This is a genomic window from Brevundimonas sp. LjRoot202, assembly GCF_964253355.1.
In the GTDB taxonomy this organism is placed as follows: Bacteria; Pseudomonadota; Alphaproteobacteria; order Caulobacterales; family Caulobacteraceae; genus Brevundimonas.
Window position 1 is genome coordinate 39,007 of the sequence record NZ_CAXUQW020000008.1, and the last position, 21,490, is coordinate 60,496.

Consider the following 21,490-nt stretch of genomic DNA (forward strand, 5'->3'; position numbering starts at 1 on the left):
ATGGGCCGGCTCGTGATCCATTCGCCGGTCGACGGCTGGGCGACCTCGCTTGACGAGGTCCCGGACGAGGTGTTTTCCGGGCGCATGCTCGGCGACGGCGTCGCCGTCGATCCGCTGGGCTCCACCATCCACGCGCCGTTCGCCGGCGTGATCGGCGCCTTGGCGCGGGCCCGGCACGCCGTCAGCGTCCGGTCGGACAGCGGGGTGGAAGTCCTGATCCACGTCGGCCTTGAGACGGTGAAGCTGGAGGGGGAGGGCTTCACAGCTCACGTAGCCGAGGGTGACCGCGTCGCGGCGGGCGACCTGCTGCTGACGCTGGACCTTGAACGGATCGCCCGGAATGCGGTGAGCCTGATCACGCCCGTCGTGGTGACCGGCGACGGCTTCACGCTGCGAGACCTGGCCGTCAACCGGCGGGTGGGGGTCGGCGAGCCGCTGATGACGCTGTCGCTCGAGCACAGCGCGGGGCGGGCGGCCACCGCCGCCGCGGTGGATGACGTCTCCCGCGAGGTTCGGCCGTCGCTGCCGCATGGCCTGCACGCCCGGCCGGCCGGCCGCATCGCTGCGCGGGCCCGCGGCTTCGATGCCCGCGTCATGGTCAGCCTGCGTGATCGGCGGGCGTCGGCGACCAGCGCCGTCCAACTGATGGCGCTCGGCTTCGGCGACGGGGATACGCTGACGCTGACCGCGTCCGGGTCGGATGCCCGGGCGGCCGTGGACGCCCTGGCTGAACTGATCGCCGGCGGGCTGGGCGAACCTGCGCACGCGCCGGAGCCGCAGGCGCCCGCGTCCGCGCCGCCGTCCCGACCGCTCGAGGGTGACGACGGCGAGCGGATCTTCACCGGCGTAGCCGCCGCCCCGGGTCTGGCTGTCGGTCAGGCCGTGCGGTTCGTCCTGCCGGACATCGTCGTCTCGCCGTCCGGACGGGGCGCCGCCTTCGAGGCTGAGACGCTGGACCTGGCCCTCGCCGCCGTGCGGGAGCGGCTCAAGGTCGCCTCGGCGACGGGCGACGGACAGCGGCGCAGCATTCTGGCGGCGCATCTGGCCTTCCTCGACGATCCGGAAATGCTGGCCACTGCCCGGCTGGCGATCGAGGAGGGGCGCAGCGCCGCCTGGGGTTGGCGCGAGGCCACCCGCGCCGCCGCCGACCTGCTCCGTTCGATCGGCGACGCCCGCATGGCCGAACGGGCCGACGACCTGCTCGACCTCGAACGCCAGATCCTGCTGGAATTGACCGGCGGCGAACTGCAGCCGTTGGCGCTGGGCCCCGGATCGATCGTTCTGGCCGACGACCTGCTGCCGTCGCAGCTGATGGCGTTGGACGCCGGCCAGCTGGCCGGCATCTGCACCAGCCGTGGCGGGCCGACCTCCCATGTCGCCATTCTCGCCGCCGCCATGGGCGTGCCGGCGCTGGTGGCGATCGGACCCGCCCTGTCCGAGGTCGCGGATGGCGCGCTGGTGGTGATGGACGCCGACGGACGCCGGCTGATCGCGGCGCCGTCCGCCGCCACCCAGGCGCGGGCCCAGAGCGCCATGGCCGCCCGTGACCGGCGCCGCGCCGAGGCCCGCGCCGCCGCCGGCGACGACTGCCGCACCGCCGACGGCGTCCGCATCGAGGTGTTCGCCAACCTCGGCGCCGCTTCGGAGGCCGCTCCCGCCGTGGCCAGCGGCGCGGAAGGATGCGGGTTGCTGCGCACCGAATTCCTGTTCCTCGACCGCGAGACCGCGCCGGGCGAGGACGAGCAACTGGCCGAGTACCAGGCCATCGCCGATGCTCTGGATGGCCGGCCCCTCGTCATCCGCACGCTCGACGCCGGCGGCGACAAGCCGCTGCCCTATCTGCCGATGCCGCACGAGGACAATCCGGCGCTGGGCCTGCGGGGCATCCGCTCAGGCCTGTACCGTCCCGACCTGCTGCTGACCCAGTTGCGCGCCGCCTGCCGGGTCCGCTCGGCCGGTGTCCGGGCCGTCATGCTGCCGATGGTCGCCTCCGTGGCCGAGGTCCGGCAGGTGCGGGCGCTGCTCGACCGCGCCGCGGCCGAAACCGGCGCCGAGCCTCCGCTGCTGGGGGTGATGATCGAAACCCCCGCCGCCGCCATGACCACCGACCGTCTGGCCGGGGCGGTGGACTTCATCTCCGTCGGCACCAACGACCTGACCCAGTACGCCCTGGCCATGGACCGGCAGAACCCGCACCTCGCGCCCCAGCTGGACGCCCTGCATCCGGCCGTCCTGCGGCTGATCCAGCAGGCCGTCGCCGGGGCGGCGGGCGCGCGGTGGATTGGCGTTTGCGGGAGTCTGGCGTCGGAGGTCGAGGCCGCGCCCATCCTCGTCGGCCTCGGCGTCACCGAGCTCTCGGCCACGCCCGCGATGATCGCCGAGATCAAGGCGGTGGTGCGCCGCTTCACCCTGGCCGAGTGCCGGGTGCTGGCGCGCGAGGCGCTCGGCATGGACGGCCCCGAGGCCGTGCGGGCCATGGCCGCCGACGCCGTCCGCGTCTCTCCTCCCCGCAAAGCCGCCGGAGCCCAGTCATGAAGCTCGGACTCTCCAGCCTGCAGCCGCTCGGCCGGGCCCTGATGCTGCCGATCGCGGTGCTGCCGGTGGCGGGGCTGCTGCTGCGTCTCGGCCAGCCCGATCTGCTCGACATCGCCTTCGTCGCCTCGGCGGGGCAGGCGGTGTTCGCCAACCTCGGCCTGTTGTTCGCCATCGGCGTCGCGGTCGGCTTCGCCAAAGACAACAACGGCGCCGCCGGCCTGGCCGGCGTGGTCTGCTTCCTGATCGCCACCGAAGGCGCCAAGGCCCTGATCGCGGTGCCGCCGGAGGTGCTGGCCGGCGTGCCGGAGGCCTCCATCGCCATGGCTGGGAAAGCCTTCCGCGACGGGGCGCTGGCCCGGCTGGGGGTGCCGATCGGCATCCTGTCCGGCCTGATCGCCGGCGATTTCTACAACCGGTTCTCGACGCTCAAATTGCCGGAGTATCTCGCCTTCTTCAGCGGCCGCCGCTTCGTGCCGATCGTCGCCGGGTTCGCGGGCCTGGCGCTGGCGCTGGCGGTCGGGCTCAGCTTCACCGGCCTGAACCACGGCATCGACGTGTTCAGCCGCGCCATCGTCGGCTCGGGCGAGATCGGCCTGTTCGTCTACGGCGTGCTCAACCGGCTGCTGATCGTCACCGGCCTGCACCACATCCTCAACAACGTGGCCTGGTTCATCGTCGGCGATTACGGCGGCGCCACCGGCGACCTGAACCGCTTCTTCGCCGGCGACCCGACCGCCGGCGCGTTCATGAGCGGCTTCTTCCCGGTGATGATGTTCGGCCTGCCGGCGGCCTGCCTGGCCATGTACCACGCGGCCCGGCCGGACCGGCGCAAGGCGGTCGGCGGCATGCTGGCCTCGCTGGCCCTGACTGCCTTCCTGACCGGCGTCACAGAGCCGATCGAGTTCACCTTCATGTTCCTGGCCCCGGTGCTCTACGCCCTGCACGCGGTGCTCACCGGCGTGGCCATGGTGGTGATGAGCCTGCTGGAGTCGCGGCTCGGCTTCACCTTCTCGGCCGGCCTGTTCGACTATGTGATCAACTACGGCCAGGCGACGCGGCCGTGGCTGCTGATCCCGGTGGGGCTGGCCTACGCCGCCGTCTACTATGGGCTGTTTCGCTTCTTCATCGCCCGCTTCAACCTGAAGACCCCGGGCCGGGAGGACGAGGAGGAACTCGCCCCCGCGCCGGCCGCCGTCGCCGGCGGAGGACGCGCCGAACAGTTCGTTCGGGCTCTCGGCGGTCCGGCCAACCTGAAGTCGGTCAGCGCCTGCACGACCCGTCTGCGGCTGATCGTCGGCTCCCGCGACGCCGTCGACGAACCCGCCCTGAAGCGGCTGGGCGCCCGCGGCATGATCTCGCCGACGCCGACCGACCTGCAGGTCGTGCTGGGCCCCATCGCCGACGCTGTCGCCGATGAAATCCGCGCCTGTCTGAGCGGGAGCCGTGGGGCCGTCGCTCCGGACGCGAACGTGGACGCCATTCGCCGCGCACTCGGCTCCGGAGCGAATATCCGGGAGATAGCCGTTCGGGCGAGCCGCCTGTGCATTCGCGTCGTCCGGGAGGAGGCCGTTGATCTGCACGCCCTGCAGTTGGCCGCTCCGAAGGGCGCGGTCATGACCGGAGCGGATACACTCCAGCTGGTCGTCGGCGCAGGCGCCGAGGCGCTGGCGTCGGATCTCACCGCCGGGTGACGCCGGGACGCCCGCTGTCCGACATGGAAGCGGCGCGTGATCCCGCCCGAAAGCCAGACATTCGGCCCGCCATCATGCTGGAAAACTCCGCAACTCGTGGCGGATTGTGAACGCTCACAATCTATGCTCTCCTTGTCTCATGAGGCGGAGACCTCGAGGGCAGGAAGACGGGTAGGGGCGTATTTCGCCGGGGGAAACCGCGGTGGAGTCTCCAATCCACGCCGGCCGTCGCCAGCCCCTTCGGGGGCTCTCCGCGGGATTTGGAGAACGAAATGCGCGGTTCAGTCTCGACCCTTGCCCTGGTCCTGTCGGTGGGGCTCGCCGTCGCCGCGCCGGCCGTGGCCCAGTCTCCGGCCGCGCCGGAAGACGCCCGCGCGACGGCGGCGCTGTGGCCGACGGCCGCCTCTCCCGCGGCCATGACGGATCCTGCCACGGAGGCTTTCGTCACCGGGCTGATGAGCCGGATGACGGTGGAGGAGAAGGTCGGCCAGACCATCCAGGCCGACATCGGCTCCATCAGCCCGGAGGACCTGCTTCAATATCCGCTGGGCTCCATCCTGGCCGGCGGCAACTCCGGCCCGGGCGGTGAGGAGCGGGGCGATCCGCAGGGCTGGGTCGATCTGGCGAGGGCGTTCCGGGCTGCCGCGGCGCAACGACCGGGCGCGCGCGTGCCCCTGATCTTCGGCATCGACGCCGTGCATGGGCACAACAACGTCGTCGGCGCCACCATCTTCCCGCACAACATCGGCCTCGGCGCGACCCGCAATCCCGAGCTGATCGGCCGGATCGGCGAGGCGACCGCGCTTGAGGTGGCCGTCACCGGGGCGGACTGGACCTTCGGTCCGACCTTGGCCGTGCCGCGCGACGACCGTTGGGGGCGCGCCTACGAGGGCTATTCGGAGGACCCGGAGGTGCAGCGCGCCTACGCCGGTCCCCTGACGCTGGGGCTGCAGGGGACCTTGAGCCCGGACGGGCCGCTGGAGCCCGGCCGGATCGCCGGCTCCGCCAAGCATTTCCTCGCCGACGGCGGCACCGACGGCGGCCGTGACCAGGGCGATTTCACCGGCACGGAGCAGGAGCTGATCGACATTCATCTGGGCGGCTACGTGCAGGCCATCGATGCGGGCGTGTTGTCGGTCATGGCCAGCTTCTCCGGCTGGAACGGCGTCAAGCACTCCGGCAACGCGACGCTGCTGACCGACGTGCTGCGCGGACCGCTCGGCTTCGACGGCTTCGTGGTGTCAGACTGGAACGCCCATGGTCAGCTGCCGGGCTGCTCCAATGAGAGCTGCGCCGCCGCCTTCAACGCCGGCATCGACATGTTCATGGCCCCGGACAGCTGGCGGCCGCTCTACGAGAACACCCTGGCCCAGGTCCGCTCGGGCGAGATCCCGATGGCCCGGCTGGACGAAGCCGTCCGCCGCATCCTGCGGGCCAAGGTCAAGGCCGGCGTGTTCCGCGAAGACCGTCCGGTCGAGGGGCAGCTTCAACATCTCGGCTCGCCCGCCCACCGGGCGCTGGCCAGGCAGGCGGTGCGTGAATCGCTGGTGCTGCTGAAGAATGAAGGCGGCGTCCTGCCGATCGCGGGCGGCGGCAAGGTTCTGGTGGCCGGGACGGCGGCCGACGACATCGGCCAGGCGGCGGGCGGCTGGACCCTGAGCTGGCAGGGGACCGGCAACACCAACGACCACTTCCCGGGCGGCCAGTCGATCTGGGCCGGGATCGACGAGGCGGTCACGGCGGCGGGCGGGGCGGCGACCCTGAGCGCCGACGGGACCTTCGCCGAACGACCGGACGTGGCCATCGTGGTGTTCGGGGAGACTCCGTACGCGGAGTTCCTCGGCGACCTGCGCACCCTGGACTTCGCCCCGGAGGAGCCGCTGGCGATCCTGCGCCGGCTGAAGGCGGCGGGGGTGCCGACGGTGTCGGTCTTCCTGTCGGGACGCCCGATGTGGGTCAATCCGGAGATCAACGCCTCGGACGCCTTCGTGGCAGCGTGGTTGCCGGGGACGGAGGGCGGCGGAATCGCCGACGTCCTGATCGGCGATGCGGCGGGCGCGCCCCGTCAGGATTTCTCCGGCGCGCTGTCGTTCAGCTGGCCACGGGACGCCACCGGCAAGCCCCTGAACCGGGGTGAGCCGGGCTATGACCCGCAGTTCGCCTACGGCTACGGGTTGAGCTACGCCCGGCCCGCGGATGTGCCGACCCTGTCCGAGGACTCGGGCGTCGTCTCGGCCGCGGGCGGCGCGGACCAGTATCTGGTCAACGGACGCATCAATCCGCCCTGGTCCCTGATCCTCGAGGACGCCGGCGGCCAGACGCGGCTGGGCGACGAGACGTCCGGAGACAGCCCGCGCGGCGCGGTTTCCGTGAGGCCGGTCGACGACCTCGCCCAGGAGAGCGGCCGACGCCTGACCTTCACCGGCCCCGCCAAGGCCCTCATTTGGGGACCGCCTGTCGACCTTCGTCGCGAGGTCAACGGCGATCTGGCCCTGAGCTTCCGCTACCGGATCGATGCGGCGCCCGCCGGTGACCTGTCGCTCGGGTTCGGCGCCGCCGCCGTGGATCTGACCGACGAGCTCACGGCAGCGCCTGCGGGCGAATGGCAGGTCTACAAGGTGCGGCTGTCCTGCTTCGCCGAGCCCCGCGCCGAGGCGATCGAAACGCCTTTCGTCCTGGCCAGCACGGGGGCGGCGACAGTCTCCGTCTCGGAGATTCAGCTGAACCCGGACGTCGGTCCCGCCGCCTGTCCGGCGGCGTAGCAACGGCTGCCGCGGAGGCCGGGCTTCAGAGCATTCGCGGGAGGAATGTAGGGCGTTGTGAACGCTCTCAACTTGTGCTTAGCTTCACACTCAGAAGGCGGAGACCTTCGAGGTAGGAAACCCAGGAGTGCGCCACCGGGCGTGGCGCCAGCGCCGCCAGTATGCGGCGCTGTGAGAGCGGCTGCGTTCAAGTCCGCCGTCTCCTTTTTCCAAACCTCGATGATCGTCGCTGACAACGCTGAATTGCGACGAAGAGGGGGAATTCATGAAGGTTCAACGCACCACCTGGTGGGCCATCCTGATGGCCAGCAGCGCACTGTCGACGCCGGTTCTGGCGCAGGATCCGGGGGCCCCGCCGGCCGCCGAGCCGGCGACCGAGGTCGAGGAAGTCATCGTCACCGGCATTCGCCGGTCGCAGGAACAGTCGATCGACATCAAGCGGGAGTCGACCGCCATCGTCGACGCCATCTCCGCCGAGGATATCGGCAAGCTGCCGGACATCACGGTGGCTGACGCCCTGCAGCGCATCGCCGGCGTCCAGGTTCAGCGCAGCGCCGGTGAAGGCTCCACCGTGAACATCCGCGGCCTGCCGCAGGTGGTGACCCTGCTCAACGGCGAACAATATCTCAGCGCCGGCAACCTCGGCAGCGCCCAGCCGAACCTCAACGACGTGCCGGCCCAGTTGATGAACTCGATCGTCGTCTTCAAGTCGATGGACCCGCGCAACGCCCTGTCCGGCATCTCGGGCACCATCGACCTGCGCACGCAGCGGCCCTTCGACTTCGACTACGGCACGACCATCGCCCTGAACCAGGAATACGCCACCGGCGAGGACACCGGAGAAGACGACTACCTGTTCAACGGTCTGATCAACTGGCGCACCGACGGCCTGGGCCTGATGCTTTCCGGCGTCGCCAGCCAGTCCAACCTCGGCAATAACTACTCCGGCGTCAGCGGCGGCGTGTTCGGCAACAACGACTGGGGCGGGGGCGGCGACAACTGGATCGCGCCGCACGGCTACGACAGCTTCCGGCGCGTGGTCGAGCGCGACCGCTACAGCCTCAACGGGGCTCTGCAGTGGGACGCCGGCAACGGCCTCACCGTGACAGGCGAGGCCTTCTACACCAACCAGAAGGAATACAACCGGGCCGCCGGCCTAAACATCTCCAACCGTTGGAGCGCGCTGGGCTGGACCATTCCGACCGACTTCGAAACCACCGGCGTCACCGGCGGGAACGGCCAGCCGTGGCTCGATGTCGATGAGTACGACCTCGATGTCTGGTGGATGAACTCGTTCACCGTGAACCGGGTCACGGAGACGGAGTCGACCAACCTCAATCTGGAGATGGACTACGACAACGGCGGTCCTTTCCGACTGTCGGGCCGGATCATCCACTCCGACGCCTCCCTTCTGAGCATGAACGGCCAGGTGCAGGGCGACCTTTCGAACTGGGAGTATTCGCCGGACCGCCAGTTCACGCTGTTCCGCGATCCCAACGACCGCACGCGCGGGCCCTTCTATCCGGCATCGATCGCGGCCCTTTACCCCGCTTCGCAGTATTCCAACGGCGTCGTCGGCTCCAATGGCGGACGCTACATCAATCCCAATCCGCTCGGCATCGGCGAGGACCCGCTGGTCCATCTGAACATCAGCGGCTCGAACACTGTCTGGAGCCAGTTCGACCAGATGATCTCGGGCGGCCTCGGCGCGGGACATACGCTGACCGACTACATGGCGAACCTCGGCAGCTACGCGGTCGCCGCCTTCTCGTCGGAGGGCAACCAACGCAATGAGTCGACGCTGGACGTGGCCCGGATCGACAGCACCTATGAATTCGATGCGCCGGCGCTCGGCTTCATCACCCGCGTCGACGTGGGCGGACGGGTCTCCAGACGAGAGGTCGAGATCGAGAATTTCCACCTCTTCTCGGACTTCTACGCCGGCAATGGCGCCACTGACCCGAACGGCTGTTCGGCGCAGTGGAAGGCCATCGACGTGGTCATGAACCAGAACCAGTGCCAGGCGGGCGAGTTCGTCTCCAACCCGGCCTACGATCCGCTGGCGCCCATCGGCGCCGCGCCGGGGAACTGCGGCGACGGCGGCGCGCCGAACACCCCGACGTGCTTCCAAGGCTATACGGTCAACCGGCCGACGGGGCTCGACGAGCACAACAACGTCTACTTCCTCGACAACTATGGCTCGATCACCCAAGGGTTGCCCGGCGTCTGGGTCGTCGATCCGAGGGATTTCGACGACGTCACCGCGTTCCAGCAGCGGGTCTTCGGCAGCGCCTACCCGGTCATCATTCCAGGCAACAGCTTTGACGTCACCCTCCTGGAGGAGAGCTTCTACCTGACCTCCGGCATCGAGGTCGGCCGGCTGCACGGCGACGTCGGCCTGAAGGTGATCCGCACCGAGATGGACGTACGGCAGAACCTGACCGGGGAAACCCGCAACTACGGCGACACCAATCTCGACGCCGGCGACACCTTCTCGAGCCGGAGCTATTTCGATTACCTGCCGTCGGTGAATCTGGCCTGGGACTTCAGCGACCGGCTGAGGCTGCGGGCCGCGTTCAACAAGACCATGATCCCGTTGGATCTGGGCAACTATGGCGGCGGCGTCACCATCCAGACGGCCGACTCGCTCGGACCGACGCCGCAGGATCCGACCGCCCCGCCGGTCGGCGTGCGCCGGGTCACGGGCGCCAGCGCCAACGGCAACCCCGATCTCAATCCGTGGCGTTCGGACAACTACGACCTGAGCCTCGAGTATTACCTGGGTCGCGGGACGCTGTTCAACGCCGCCCTGTTCAAGCTGAACATCGAGAGCTTCGTCACCCGCGCCACCGTCCTCGATGGCGAGTTCCCGGACCAGGACGGCGTCATCCGCCGGATCGTTCCGGTCAACCGCCCGGTGCAGGGCGAGGGCGGAGAGCTGCAGGGCCTCGAACTGGGGGCCAAGGTCGCGCTGAGCGACTTCCTGGCCGATCAGAGCCTGTGGTCCAACTTCGGCTTCGACGGCAGCTTCACCTTCTCCGACAGCTCGCAGAACGCGACCAATCTGTCGGGCGAGGACCTGCCGTTCCCGGACAACTCGGAATATCAGCTGAACGCCGCCGTCTGGTACCAGGACGACCGGCTGCAGGCCCGTGTCGCCTACAACTACCGCACCCCGCGGCTGTCGGGCACGTTCGGGCAGATACCGATCTACCAGGACACCGCCCAGTACGTTGATGTGAACGTCACCTATGACGTGAACGACATCGTCAGCGTCTATCTGAACGGATCGAACATCCTGGGCGAGATCGAGGAATACTATCTCGAGTTCGAGGAGGGGGCCCAGCAGTTCCACTCGCGCAACCAGTTCGAACCGCGGTACTCCGTGGGCATCCGGGCCCGGTTCTAGCCTTCCCTGAAGACCTGGCCGGCGATGGAGACATCGCCGGCCGCCTTTTCAGGCGGCGTTTTGAGTGCAAGCTTCCGAGATGGACCCTGATCCCCGCATCCGCAGCGTCGTCATCGTCGGCGGCGGCACAGCCGGCTGGATGACGGCCGCGGCCCTGGTGCAGCATTTCCGCGGAACGGATCTGAAGATCACGGTGGTCGAGTCCTCCGCGATCGGGACCATCGGCGTCGGCGAGGCGACCATTCCGACGATCCGTCGCTTCTACGCCCAGCTGGGCCTGAGCGACGCCGAGGTGATGCGGGCGACCGGGGCGACCTGCAAGCTGGGCATCCGCTTCAACGACTGGTCCGGGCCCGGCTCCGACTTCATCCATCCATTCGGCCTCTACGGACAGGACCTGAAGGGGATCGGCTTCCACCATTTCTGGCTGGCCGACCGGGAGGGGGGGCAGACCACGCCGCTCAGCGCCTATTCCCTTGGGGCGTCGCTGGCGGAGGCGGGCCGGTTCGTCACCCCGTCGCCGCGTCCGCCGTCCAGCCTGTCGGTGTTCGACTGGGCCCTGCAACTGGACGCCACCGCCTTCGCCCAGCATCTGCGCGCCTATGCCGAGGCCGGCGGATGCGAGCGGATCGACGCCCGCATCCTGGGGGTGGACCTGCGGCCGGATGACGGCTTCATCCAGGGGGTCGTGCTGGATGACGACCGCCGGATCGAGGGCGACCTGTTCGTCGACTGCTCCGGATTCCGGGGCCTGCTGATCGGCGAGGCGCTGGCCGAGCCCTATGAGGATTGGGGTCAGTGGCTGCTGTGCGACACGGCCTTCGCGGTGCAGAGCGAGAACGCGCCGGGCGAGGCGTCGCCGCCCTTCACCCGCGTGACCGCCCGGCCCTCCGGCTGGCAATGGGGCATCCCGCTGCGCCACCGCGCCGGCAACGGTATCGTCTTCTCCAGCCGGCACGTCACCGACGAGCAGGCGCTCGCCGAGCTGACGCCGAACCTGATGGGGCGTCCGCTGACGGAGCCCCGGCGGATTCCCTTCCGGCCCGGCCGCCGCCGTCGCGCCTGGGTGAAAAACTGCGTTTCGATCGGGCTGTCGGCGGGTTTCGTCGAGCCATTGGAGAGCACCTCCATCGCGGTGATCGAGACCGCCATCGACCGGCTGAAGGCCCTGTTTCCCGACCGCCGCTTCGTCCAGCCGGTGCTCGACGAGTTCAACGACCAGACCGCGCGCGAGCTGGACCGGGTCCGTGACTTCGTCGTCCTGCACTACAAGCTGAACGGCCGCGAAGAGCCGTTCTGGCGCGACTGCCGCGAGGCGCCCATTCCTGACACGCTGCAGCGCAAGCTCGACCTGTGGAAGACGCGCGGGCAGTTCGTCCGCTACCGCTGGGAGATGTTCCATCCGGCCAGCTGGCTGGCGATCTACGCCGGCTTCGGTGTCTGGCCGGACGGCTACGATCCCGCCGTCGACGCGGTCGATCCGGATCAGTTGTCGCGCAGTCTCGCCGCCATGCGGGAGGCGGTCGCCGCCGCGGTGGCCCGGGCGCCGGCCCATGCCGAATTCCTGTCGTCCCTCCAGCCCCCGGTCGCCGCATGAACACTTCCATGGACCTGACCGGCCGTCGTCCGCTGCGCAAGGTGTGCATCGTCGGCGGCGGCACGGCCGGCTGGATCGCGGCGGCCGTCATGGCCGAGCATTTCAAGGGCAAGCTGTTCGATATCGAACTGGTGGAGTCCGACGCCATCGGCACCATCGGCGTCGGCGAATCCACCGTGCCGCCCTTCCTGCAACTGCTCGCCAGGCTGGGGATCAACGAGCAGGAGTTCGTCCGGGAGACCGGCGCCAGCTTCAAGCTGGGCATCGATTTCCGCGACTGGGGCGAGAAGGGCGAGACCTATTTCCATCCGTTCGGCGGCATCGGCGCGCCGGTCGGGTTGAGCGACTTCTATCAGGTATGGCTGAAGGCGAAGCGACACGGCTACACCGCCGGTCTGCAGGAATTCGCACCAGCCAGCGTCATGGCGCGCGAGGGGCGGTTTACCCTGCCGTTCAAGGCCCCGAACACGCCGATCGCCGCCGCCAGCTACGCCCTGCACGTCGACGCCACCCGGGTCGCCCGTTATCTGCGCGGCTTCGCCGAGGCGCGCGGCGTCACGCGCACCGAGGGCCTGGTCGAGGACGTGGTGACCCGGCCGGACGGCTTCGTGGAGCGGCTGCAGCTGAAGGACGGCCGCTCGGTCGAGGCGGATTTCTTCATCGACTGCTCCGGCTTCCGCGCCCTGTTGATCGGCAAGACCCTGAAAGTCGAGCACGAAGACTGGTCGCACTGGCTGCTGTGCGACCGCGCCATAGCCGTTCAGACCGAGAACGTCGGCCCGCCGGCGCCCTACACCCTGGTGCACGCCCAGGATCACGGCTGGCGCTGGCGCATTCCGCTGCAGCACCGCACCGGCAACGGCCATGTCTTCTCCAGCCGCCACCTGAGCGACGACGAGGCGACGTCGGTGCTGATGGCCCAGGTCGAGGGCGAGCCCGTCGCTCCGCCGATGGTGGTGCCGTTCAGGACCGGCGTGCGCAAGCAGATGTGGAGCCGCAACGTCCTGTCGCTCGGCCTCGCCGGCGGCTTCATCGAGCCCCTCGAGTCCACGGCGATCCACCTGGTCTACCGCGGCATGGACTTCTTCTTCCGCTACCTGCCCGACGCCGACTGCGACCAGAACCTGATCGACGAGTACAATCGCCGTATGAGCGCGGACTACGAGGAGATCCGCGACTTCGTCATCCTGCACTATTGCACCACCCGCCGGGACGACACGGAATTCTGGCGGCAGTGCCGGACCATGGAGCTGCCCGCCTCGCTCCAGCGCAAGATCGACCTGTTCAAGGTCAATGGCTCGCTGGCCGAGGGCGTCGACGAGTTGTTCCGCGACGTTAATTGGCAGTCGATCCTGGACGGCATGGGCGTGGTCCCCCGCAGCTGGCATCCGCTTGTCGACCGCATCCCCTTCGCGCGGGTTCCGGGCGAACTGGAGGGCGCGCGGGAGGGACTGGCGCGGCTGGTCTCCCGACTGCCGACCCACGCCGAGTTCCTCGCCGCCCACTGCGCCGCGGAGCCGCCGCAGCCGGCGGCCTTGTCGGCATGACGCCGGCGGGTTGCGGCGGTACGGCCAAGCCTGACACAATGCCGGGAACCTTAAGGGTTGGGGACTGATCCGTTGCGCCGCGCCGCTGTCACCATCAAGCACGTGGCTGCCGAGGCGGGAGTGTCTCTGCAGACCGTCTCGCGCGTCATCAACAACGCCCCGAACGTCCGGCCGCAGGTGCAGGAGCGGGTCCATGCCGCCGTCGCCAAACTGGGCTATGTGCCGAGCATCGCCGCGAGACGCATGGGCGGATCCCGATCCTACCTGCTGATGGCGCTGAACGACCGGGATCGGACCATCGACGCCTGGCGCTCGGGGGAGGGGACCGACTGGGTCGATCAGATGCTGCTGGGAGGCATGCTCAAATGCGCCGAGTCCGGCTACCGGATGATCTTCGAGCTGATCGACACCCATTCGTCACAGGTCGAACGGGAGGTCCAGGCGGCGCTGTCCGCCCTCCACCCCGACGGGGTGATCCTGACGCCGCCGCACTCCGATAATCCGCTGATCACCCAACTTCTGGTCCGTCAGGATCTGCCCTTCGCCCGCATCGGCTCCGAGACGCCGGGGCCCGGCTTCGCCATTTCGATGAACGATGCCGGCGCGGCGGAGGCGGCGACCCGTCACCTGCTCGACCTCGGTCATCGCCGGGTCGGCTTCATCACCGGCAGCGACGAGTACGCCCTGAGCGGGGCCCGCCTCGCCGGCTATCGCACGGCGCTGACCTCGCGCGGGTTCGAGGTCGACGAGACGCTGATCGGGCGCGGCGACTTCACCTATGGATCGGGCGAGGCCGCCGCGCGACAACTGCTGGCGCTGGCCGAGCCGCCCACCGGCATCGTGGCCAGCAACGACCAGATGGCGCTGGCCACGCTCGCCGTCGCCAAGGCCAAGGGCCTGGCCGTGCCCGACGACCTCTCGATCGTCAGCTTCGACGACACGCCGATCGTGCGATTCAGCCATCCGCCGCTGACCGCTGTCGTCCAGCCGATCGCCGCCATGACGGCGGCGGCGGCCGACCTGCTGATCCGCGCCAAGTCCAAGGCGGCGGACCTGCCCGCCCAGACGGTGACGCCGTTCGGCCTCGCCGTGCGGGGGTCGACCGGGCCGCGCCGGTGACCGCCGCGGGCGGTCCGGCCGAGTCCCGGCGGCCGCCCGTCTGGTTGCTGCTCTACGCCGTGGCCTGGGGTGGCGGCGTGGTGGCCTATACGCCGCTGCTGACGCTGCTCCTGCCCCTGCGCATCGCCGCCCTGGGGTTGGAGGACAAGGTCGGCGCCCTGTCGCTGGCGGTCTTCGTCGGCGCGGTGACGGCCAGCGTCGTCAACATCGTCGCCGGCGCGCTCAGCGACCGGTTCGCCGGCGGCCCGGGCGGGCGGAGGCCGTGGATCGTCGCGGGCCTGGCCGCCACCGCGGCCTCATACGGCCTGTTCGGCGTGGTCGACACCCTGACCGGGATTCTCGCGGCGGTCGCGCTGTTCCAGACGGGGCTGAACCTGATGCTGGCGCCCTTGGCGGCGCTGGCCGCCGACGAGACGCCGGATGCCCAGAAAGGGCTGCTGGGCGGGCTGATGGGCGCCACCTATCCGCTGGGGGCTCTCAGCGGGGTCGTGGTCATGTTGGCGCCGTCGCCGGAAGCACGGCTAGCGGCGACGGTGGCCTTGGTGGCGATCCTCGTCGCACCCTTTCTGGTGATCTTCCGCGCCCGGGCGGCGGCGCCTCCGGTCGTGGCGCCCACGACCGCCGTCCGGGCCAGGAAGGCGCGCGACCTCGCGGCCATCTGGGGGGCGCGGCTGCTGGTCCAGATCGCCGGCGCCATCCTGTTCGCCTACCTGCTCTACTATTTCGAGACCGTCGAGGTCGGGGGGCGGATGCTCGGGACCGACCGGATGGCGGTCCGGGTGGCGTGGCTGTGCGGCCTCGCCGCCGCCGTGACGGTCCCGCTCTCGATCCTGCTGGGGCGGCTCTCCGATGTCGTGAACGCCCGCAGGCCTTTCCTGCAGGGGACCGCCATGGCCGCCGCGAGCGGTCTCGTGCTGATGGCGCTCTTTCCCGACTGGGCCGTGGCGGCGTGGGGCTACGGCCTGTTCGCCGCCAGCAGCGCCATCTTCCTGGCGTTGCAGTCGACCTACGCCATGCAACTCCTGCCGTCGCCGGATCACCGGGGCCGGGATCTGGGGGTGCTCAACCTGACCAACACCCTGCCGTCGATCCTCGGGCCGGGCCTCGCCTACGTCGCCCTGGAGGCGGGCGGATTCCGGCCCCTGCTATTGCTCCTCGCCGGCCTCGCCGTGCTGGCGGCGCTGCTCATGAGTCTCGTGCGCGAGCGCTAGCCGACCGGCTTATCAAGAGATTAGCACCTGTGGCGGAGAAATAAGCGGTCCAGACCGCCTGAGGGGGCTATCCGTGACTGCAAACTCGAACCGTTCGCGGGGAGGTGAGGCGCTGGGCGCCGGCGGCCTGACCCTGTCCTTCGCCCTGCTGACCGTGGCCTTCGCAGCGATGTCCTACGCCGCGATTTCCTGGACCAGCTTCGGCGGCGCGACGGCCATCTGGCCCACCAACGCCCTGGCGCTGGTTGCCATTTTGCGGGGCCCCCGGGGCTGGGTCTGGCGCATCGTGGTGCTGACGGCGCTCGCCGTCGCCATGGTCGCCATGATGCTCTACGCTGGCGGCAACCTCGTCGGCGCCCTGCTGGTGGCCGCGCCGAACCTGCTGGAGGTCCTGGTCGCCGTCCTGCTGCTGTCGGCGTTCAAACTGGTCGGCACCGACGTGACCCGGCCCGGGCCGTTGCTCGCCTTCCTGGCCTGCGCAGCCGTGGCCGCGCCCGCGGCCGCGGCCCTGGCGGCGGCTCCGGTCATCGCCTACGCGACCCAATCCTCGCTCATCGAGGCGGCCTGGATTTCCTGGGTCACCGATGCCCTGAGCATGATGATCCTCGTGCCGTTCGGGGTCGTCATGACCCGGGACCGCCTCGCGGTGTGGCGCTCGAAGATCGACGCCCTGATCGCCATTTCGCTGTTCGTAGCCATTTCCGTGGCGGTCTGGCTTCTGGTCCCGCTGGAGCCCGCCCTGATCGCCTTGACCGCGCCTCTGGCCGTACTCGCCACCCTGCGGTTCGGCGCTGTCGGCGCGGCGACCGCCGTCCTCTGGACCGGCCTGCTCGCGATCGGACTGCACCTGGCGGGCCTCGGCAGCGTCTCCGCGGGGGACGCGGGCCTGCAAGCCAAGCTGTTCCATCTGCAACTCGGCCTGGCCACCCTGCCGCTGACCACCCTGCCAATCGCCGCCGTCCTGTCCAAGCTCGACCGGGCCCTGCAGGCGGCGGCCACGGCGGAGCGGGCGCGCAATGCCTTCGAGAGCGCGGGTGACGCCATGATCACCCTCAACCCAAGCGGCAGCATCGAGACCGTCAACGCGGCCGCCGAAAGCCTGTTCGGCTATTCCGCCGACGAACTGGATCGCCGCGACGTCTCGCTGCTGCTCGATCTGGCGCACGATGGGGACGGCGTCTTCATGTCCCGCCTGGGCGCCTCGCGGCGGGCGCTCGCCGGCGGCGTAGTCCGCGAACTGACCGGCCGGCGCCGCAACGGCGAGTCGTTCCCGGCCGACGTGGGGCTGGGGGTCATGAACCTTCCGACGGGTCCGCATGTGGTCGCCGTCGTGCGCGACATCTCGGCGCGCCGCCGGGTGGAGGAGCTGAAGGAGGAATTCGTCTCGACCGTCAGCCATGAGCTGCGCACGCCGCTGACCTCGATCGCCGGATCGCTGGGCCTGCTGGCCGGCGGCGCGGCGGGGCCGTTGCCGGAGAAGGCCGCCCGACTGGTGGGCATCGCCCACGCCAACAGCCAGCGCCTGGTTCGCCTGATCAACGACATCCTCGATATCGAGAAGATCGAATCCGGCAAGCTGACGCTGGATCTGTCCATTGTGGACCTTGGCGAGATCGCCGGGCGCTCGGTCGAGGCGATGCGGGGGCTGGCGGACGACCTGGGGGTGGGGATCACGCTCACGCCCGCGGAGCCGGCCCCGGTGCGCGCCGACCCCGACCGGTTGATGCAGGTGGTGACCAACCTCCTATCCAACGCCTGCAAATTCTCTCCGGCCGGCGGCACGGTGACCGTATCGGTGGACTCCAGGGCCCGCATGGCCCGCCTCAGCGTGCGGGATCAGGGGCCCGGCATTCCGGAAGCGTTCCGGTCGCGCATCTTTTCGAAGTTCGCCCAGGCGGACGGATCCGGCACCCGCGCCAAGGGCGGCACCGGGCTGGGTCTGGCGATCGCCCGCGAGATCACTGAACGCCATGGCGGGCGGCTCTGGTTCGAGTCCCCGCCCGGCGAAGGCGCGACCTTCCATCTCGAACTGCCGCTTTCCAGCGCCGACCCGACCGTGCCGCAAGACGGGCCGCGGCTTCTCATCTGCGAAGACGACGCCCTGGCGGGCGAGATGCTGAGGCAGATGCTCGAATACGACGGCTTCGCCGCCGACGTGGCCGGCACCGGAGACCAGACGCTCAGGGCCGCCCGCACAGGTTGGTACGCCGCTGTGCTGGTCGATCTGCATCTGCCCGACATGGACGGCGTCGCCCTGATCCGCGCCCTCCGCGACGATGACAGCACCCGGCATCTGCCGGTGGTCGTGGTGTCGGGCAACGTCGCCGACGGTCAGGAGAGGGGCGGGTCGCTCGAGGTCGTGGACTGGCTGGCCAAGCCGTTCGACCAGACCCGGCTGCGCTCGGCGGTCAACGCCATTCTCCAGCGGCGCTCGAACCGGCCGCTGGTCCTGCACGTCGACGACGATCGGGACACCCTCGAGGTCACCGCCTCGGCGCTTGGGGAAATCGCGGATCTCATCACGGCGGACAATCTGTCGGTGGCGCGCCGGATGCTGCGTGAGCGCCGACCGGATCTCATAATCCTCGATCTGGGTTTGCCCGACGGGTCCGGCCTGGAACTGTTGCCGGACGTGGACGCCGCCTATGGATCAACCGTCCCCGTGGTTGTCTATTCGGCTCAAGAAATGGATGCCGACCTCGCCAACCGGGTCGACGCCGTCCTCGTCAAGTCCCGCACCTCCCTCGCCGGCCTCACCCGGATGGTCCGGGACCTCACGGCGAAAACCGGGGAGCCATCGCAATGACCCACCTGCATCTCCTCCATGTCGATGACGAACCCGACATCCGTGAGGTCGCGGCCATGTCGCTGGAGCTCGATGGGGCCATGACCCTGACTTCGGCCGCTTCCGGCGCGGAAGCCCTGGGCCTGCTCGAGGCGGGCTGCCGGCCGGACGTCATCCTGCTCGATGTCATGATGCCCGTGCTCGACGGTCCAGGCACCCTGGCCCGCCTGCGCCAGCTGCCGGGCCATGAGGCGACCCCGGTCATCTTCATGACCGCCCGCGCGCAATCGTCCGAGTTGAGCCGCTATACCGACTTGGGCGCCATCGGGGTGATCGTCAAGCCGTTCGATCCGATGAGCCTCGCCGCCTCCGTGCGGGACATCCTCGCGGGAGCGGGCGGGTGAATCCATCCATGGAGCCGCTGCGCGGGCGGTTCCGCGAGCGGGCGTCGCGGGACCTGGACCTGCTCCGCCGGCATCTCGCCGCCGACGACCTGGGTGCGGCGGTGGTCGAGACAACCGTCCACAAGCTGGCTGGCTCCGCCGCGTTATTCGGGTTCGCCGAAGTCGGGGAGGCGGCGCGCGATATCGACAAGGTCTTCTCCGCCGGTCGCCGCCCAGACCGCAAGATGCTGGAAGCGCTGCTCGCACGCCTTGTCGCCGCGGTACGGGCGGAGGCGGGGACCGATCCCGAGGCAGAGCGCCCGGGAAGGCCCCTCGAGACCGTCCTGATCGTCGAGGACGACGATTTGCTCCGCGCCCACGCCGAGCGCGCCCTGCGAGGCCTCGGCTATCAGGTGATCTGCGCCGCCGACGGAGATGAGCTGCTGGCGGGGTTGGAGGCGTTGCCCCCCGTCCAGCTCCTGTTCACGGATTTGATGATGCCCGGGGCTGTCAGCGGCGAAATGCTGGCGCGCGAGATTCAGCGGCGGCGGCCGGAGGTGCGCGTCCTGTTCACCTCGGGCCGGGCCGGGCCGGGAGGCGATGTCCCCGGTGGTCATTTCCTGGCCAAGCCGTACCGGCGTGACGCCCTGGCGGCCATGGTGCGCAAGGTGCTGGATCAACCGGCGGACGACGCTACAACCTGAGGGACCATGACGACCGTGAACCCGCCCGACGTCAAACCGATCCTGGACGGCCGAACCGTTCTCATCATTGAGGATGACGCCATCATGCTGCGCGCCCTGGGCCACGCCTTCCAGCGGGCCGGGTGCCGCGTCGTCGGCGCCCGCGATGGAGAAGAGGGCCTGACCCGCTTCGTCGAACGGGCGCCGGACCTCGTGATCACCGACATCCTGATGCCCAACCGCGAGGGGGTCGAGACGATCCTGGCGATGAAGGCGAGGGCGCCGGAGGTGAGGATCATCGCCATCTCGGGCGGCGGCCGGCTCGGGGCCGAGCAAATCCTGGAGCTCGCGAGCCGTCTGGGCGCTGACGCCGTCCTGCCCAAACCGTTCCGGTCCGCGGAGATACTGGCCGCCGCGCGCGGTCTGCTGGAACGGAACGGCGAAGGGTGAAGCCCTATTTCCGATAGAGGTCCATGACGGTGAACCGCTGGGCGACGGGGTCGGAGCCGAGGCGTCCGGTGATGTGATCGCCAGACAGATGGCTGAATCCGGCGCTCCAGGCTGCGAGGGCGACGCTGCCCGACTGCACCCCGTAAAGGCCCGCGGACAGACCGGCATGGCGAGCGCGCTCGACCGCCCCCGGCAGCGCCGCGAGCGTGGCCTTCTCCGGCGAGGGCGAACCCTGGGATTGCGTCTCGTGGATCACCCCCACGGCGCCGCACCGCGACCAGACGCTCACGTCCGTGGCCAGCGAGGGCGCACGCACCAGCACCCCGCGCGCGTAGGAGCGCACCTGCGCGATCACCTCGGACAGTCGGCTTTCCGGCACCCCTTCCGGGACATGGTTCAGCTCGATGATCAGTCGATCACGCCGGTCGCCCTTGACGAGGCGGCGGAGCTCGCCGAGCACGGCGGTGCGGGTGCCGGAATAGGACAGGGCGTTCATCGAGACAGGGGCGTGGATGACGATCGACGGGCCGGGGCGGTCCTCGTCGCCCAGCAATTCGCCGAGGAAGATCAGTCGCTGGATGGTCAGCTCGGCCGCGGCTCCCGAGGTCAGGCTCCCGACCTCGACGGGTTCGACTTCCCCGCCCGCCAGGTGTTGCACCGCGACCGTGCGCACGACGAAGGAGACCACGGCCTCCCTGGCCACGTGCCACACCGGATCAAGGTAGAACATGGTCTGGATGTCGCCCTGACCCGGCCGCTTGACGGCGATCATCTTTCTGGGCGGCCGGGCCACGCCGAACCGTTCCCAGGGTGCGGATCCGTCACGGCTCTGGGCGAGATCGGCCGTGCGTTCCGCGGCGGCGGCCTCGAGCTGGTCGCCGGTGACGCGGGTCGCTTCCAGCCCGTCGTCGCCGATTCGGTCGACCACGGAGATGTTGATGTTCTCGGCCTCGGCCGCGCCGAGAAAGAAGGTCAGGGTTTCGCGCAGCAGGACCGAAGACCGGCTGAGCGCGCCCATCGGGGTGCGGCTCGGCTGGATCAGCAGAAAATCGGTGTCGTTGACCCGCACGATCAGGTCGTCCTCGCTGGCGTTCCGCGCGAACGCCCGCGTGACAAAATCCTCGACGAGCGGCTGATGCCGGGCCCACCGGTCGCCCACGGCCTCGCGGATCGCGGTGACGCTGACCAGCTGCACCTGCCCCCGCTGCGCGGCCTCGTCCGCGCCGGTGTGGCGCAGCATGTCCGTTATGGATGAGGAGACGGCTGCGAGCATGGGTTGTTTTTACCTCGGGACGCCGAATGACTACCGGCCGTGCAT

Annotated in this window: 13 protein-coding genes; 12 read left to right on the forward strand and 1 reads right to left on the reverse strand. The window is 69.7% G+C overall.

Features of this window, described 5'->3' with window-relative positions; all coding sequences use genetic code 11:
- The 12 genes from ptsP (at position 1) to ACSQ1L_RS12850 (ending at position 20,172) form a co-directional block, all read left to right on the forward strand.
- Positions 1 to 2,535: a phosphoenolpyruvate--protein phosphotransferase gene (ptsP, locus tag ACSQ1L_RS12795; RefSeq protein WP_435995182.1), complete on the forward strand. Its 2,535-nt coding sequence runs from the start codon at positions 1 to 3 to the stop codon at positions 2,533 to 2,535.
- Positions 2,532 to 4,226 carry an N-acetylglucosamine-specific PTS transporter subunit IIBC gene (nagE, locus tag ACSQ1L_RS12800; RefSeq protein WP_435995184.1) on the forward strand — a complete coding sequence of 565 codons (1,695 nt, stop codon included), beginning with the start codon at positions 2,532 to 2,534 and terminating at the stop codon, positions 4,224 to 4,226. The genes ptsP and nagE overlap by 4 nt, the downstream gene beginning before the upstream one ends.
- Positions 4,227 to 4,498: 272 nt before the next feature.
- Complete coding sequence (locus ACSQ1L_RS12805) at positions 4,499 to 6,988, forward strand: glycoside hydrolase family 3 protein (RefSeq protein ID WP_435995186.1); 2,490 nt, start codon at positions 4,499 to 4,501, stop codon at positions 6,986 to 6,988.
- A gap of 265 nt (positions 6,989 to 7,253) precedes the next feature.
- Complete coding sequence (locus ACSQ1L_RS12810) at positions 7,254 to 10,397, forward strand: TonB-dependent receptor (protein ID WP_435995188.1); 3,144 nt, start codon at positions 7,254 to 7,256, stop codon at positions 10,395 to 10,397.
- Positions 10,398 to 10,476: 79 nt separating this feature from the next.
- On the forward strand, positions 10,477 to 11,994 hold the full coding sequence (locus ACSQ1L_RS12815; RefSeq protein WP_435995190.1) for a tryptophan halogenase family protein: 1,518 nt from the start codon (positions 10,477 to 10,479) through the stop codon (positions 11,992 to 11,994).
- Positions 11,991 to 13,541: a tryptophan halogenase family protein gene (locus tag ACSQ1L_RS12820; protein WP_435995192.1), complete on the forward strand. Its 1,551-nt coding sequence runs from the start codon at positions 11,991 to 11,993 to the stop codon at positions 13,539 to 13,541. Before ACSQ1L_RS12815 ends, ACSQ1L_RS12820 begins: the two co-directional genes overlap by 4 nt.
- Positions 13,542 to 13,613: 72 nt before the next feature.
- Positions 13,614 to 14,660 (forward strand): LacI family DNA-binding transcriptional regulator, encoded by a 1,047-nt coding sequence (locus ACSQ1L_RS12825; RefSeq protein ID WP_435995194.1) that lies wholly within the window; start codon positions 13,614 to 13,616, stop codon positions 14,658 to 14,660.
- Positions 14,657 to 15,871 (forward strand): MFS transporter, encoded by a 1,215-nt coding sequence (locus ACSQ1L_RS12830; RefSeq protein WP_435995196.1) that lies wholly within the window; start codon positions 14,657 to 14,659, stop codon positions 15,869 to 15,871. The genes ACSQ1L_RS12825 and ACSQ1L_RS12830 overlap by 4 nt, the downstream gene beginning before the upstream one ends.
- Positions 15,872 to 15,944: 73 nt before the next feature.
- Positions 15,945 to 18,677: an ATP-binding protein gene (locus tag ACSQ1L_RS12835; protein ID WP_435995198.1), complete on the forward strand. Its 2,733-nt coding sequence runs from the start codon at positions 15,945 to 15,947 to the stop codon at positions 18,675 to 18,677.
- On the forward strand, positions 18,674 to 19,060 hold the full coding sequence (locus ACSQ1L_RS12840; RefSeq protein WP_435995200.1) for a response regulator: 387 nt from the start codon (positions 18,674 to 18,676) through the stop codon (positions 19,058 to 19,060). The genes ACSQ1L_RS12835 and ACSQ1L_RS12840 overlap by 4 nt, the downstream gene beginning before the upstream one ends.
- 8 nt (positions 19,061 to 19,068) lie before the next feature.
- Positions 19,069 to 19,743: a response regulator gene (locus ACSQ1L_RS12845; protein ID WP_435995202.1), complete on the forward strand. Its 675-nt coding sequence runs from the start codon at positions 19,069 to 19,071 to the stop codon at positions 19,741 to 19,743.
- Positions 19,744 to 19,749: 6 nt separating this feature from the next.
- On the forward strand, positions 19,750 to 20,172 hold the full coding sequence (locus ACSQ1L_RS12850; protein ID WP_435995204.1) for a response regulator: 423 nt from the start codon (positions 19,750 to 19,752) through the stop codon (positions 20,170 to 20,172).
- 4 nt (positions 20,173 to 20,176) lie between these two features.
- Here ACSQ1L_RS12850 and ACSQ1L_RS12855 read toward each other — a convergent pair whose 3' ends face one another.
- Entirely contained in the window at positions 20,177 to 21,445 is a 1,269-nt protein-coding gene (locus ACSQ1L_RS12855; protein WP_435995206.1) for a hypothetical protein, read from the reverse strand.
- Between the last annotated feature and the right edge of the window lie 45 nt (positions 21,446 to 21,490).

Coding starts and splice junctions, on each gene's coding strand:
- ACSQ1L_RS12840 (WP_435995200.1), top strand. CDS start 18,674: ATGACCCACCTGCATCTCCTCCATGTCGATGACGAACCCGACATCCGT.
- ptsP (WP_435995182.1), top strand. CDS start 1: ATGGGCCGGCTCGTGATCCATTCGCCGGTCGACGGCTGGGCGACCTCG.
- ACSQ1L_RS12845 (WP_435995202.1), top strand. CDS start 19,069: ATGGAGCCGCTGCGCGGGCGGTTCCGCGAGCGGGCGTCGCGGGACCTG.
- ACSQ1L_RS12820 (WP_435995192.1), top strand. CDS start 11,991: ATGAACACTTCCATGGACCTGACCGGCCGTCGTCCGCTGCGCAAGGTG.
- ACSQ1L_RS12855 (WP_435995206.1), bottom strand. CDS start 21,445: ATGCTCGCAGCCGTCTCCTCATCCATAACGGACATGCTGCGCCACACC.
- ACSQ1L_RS12850 (WP_435995204.1), top strand. CDS start 19,750: ATGACGACCGTGAACCCGCCCGACGTCAAACCGATCCTGGACGGCCGA.
- ACSQ1L_RS12815 (WP_435995190.1), top strand. CDS start 10,477: ATGGACCCTGATCCCCGCATCCGCAGCGTCGTCATCGTCGGCGGCGGC.
- ACSQ1L_RS12810 (WP_435995188.1), top strand. CDS start 7,254: ATGAAGGTTCAACGCACCACCTGGTGGGCCATCCTGATGGCCAGCAGC.
- nagE (WP_435995184.1), top strand. CDS start 2,532: ATGAAGCTCGGACTCTCCAGCCTGCAGCCGCTCGGCCGGGCCCTGATG.
- ACSQ1L_RS12805 (WP_435995186.1), top strand. CDS start 4,499: ATGCGCGGTTCAGTCTCGACCCTTGCCCTGGTCCTGTCGGTGGGGCTC.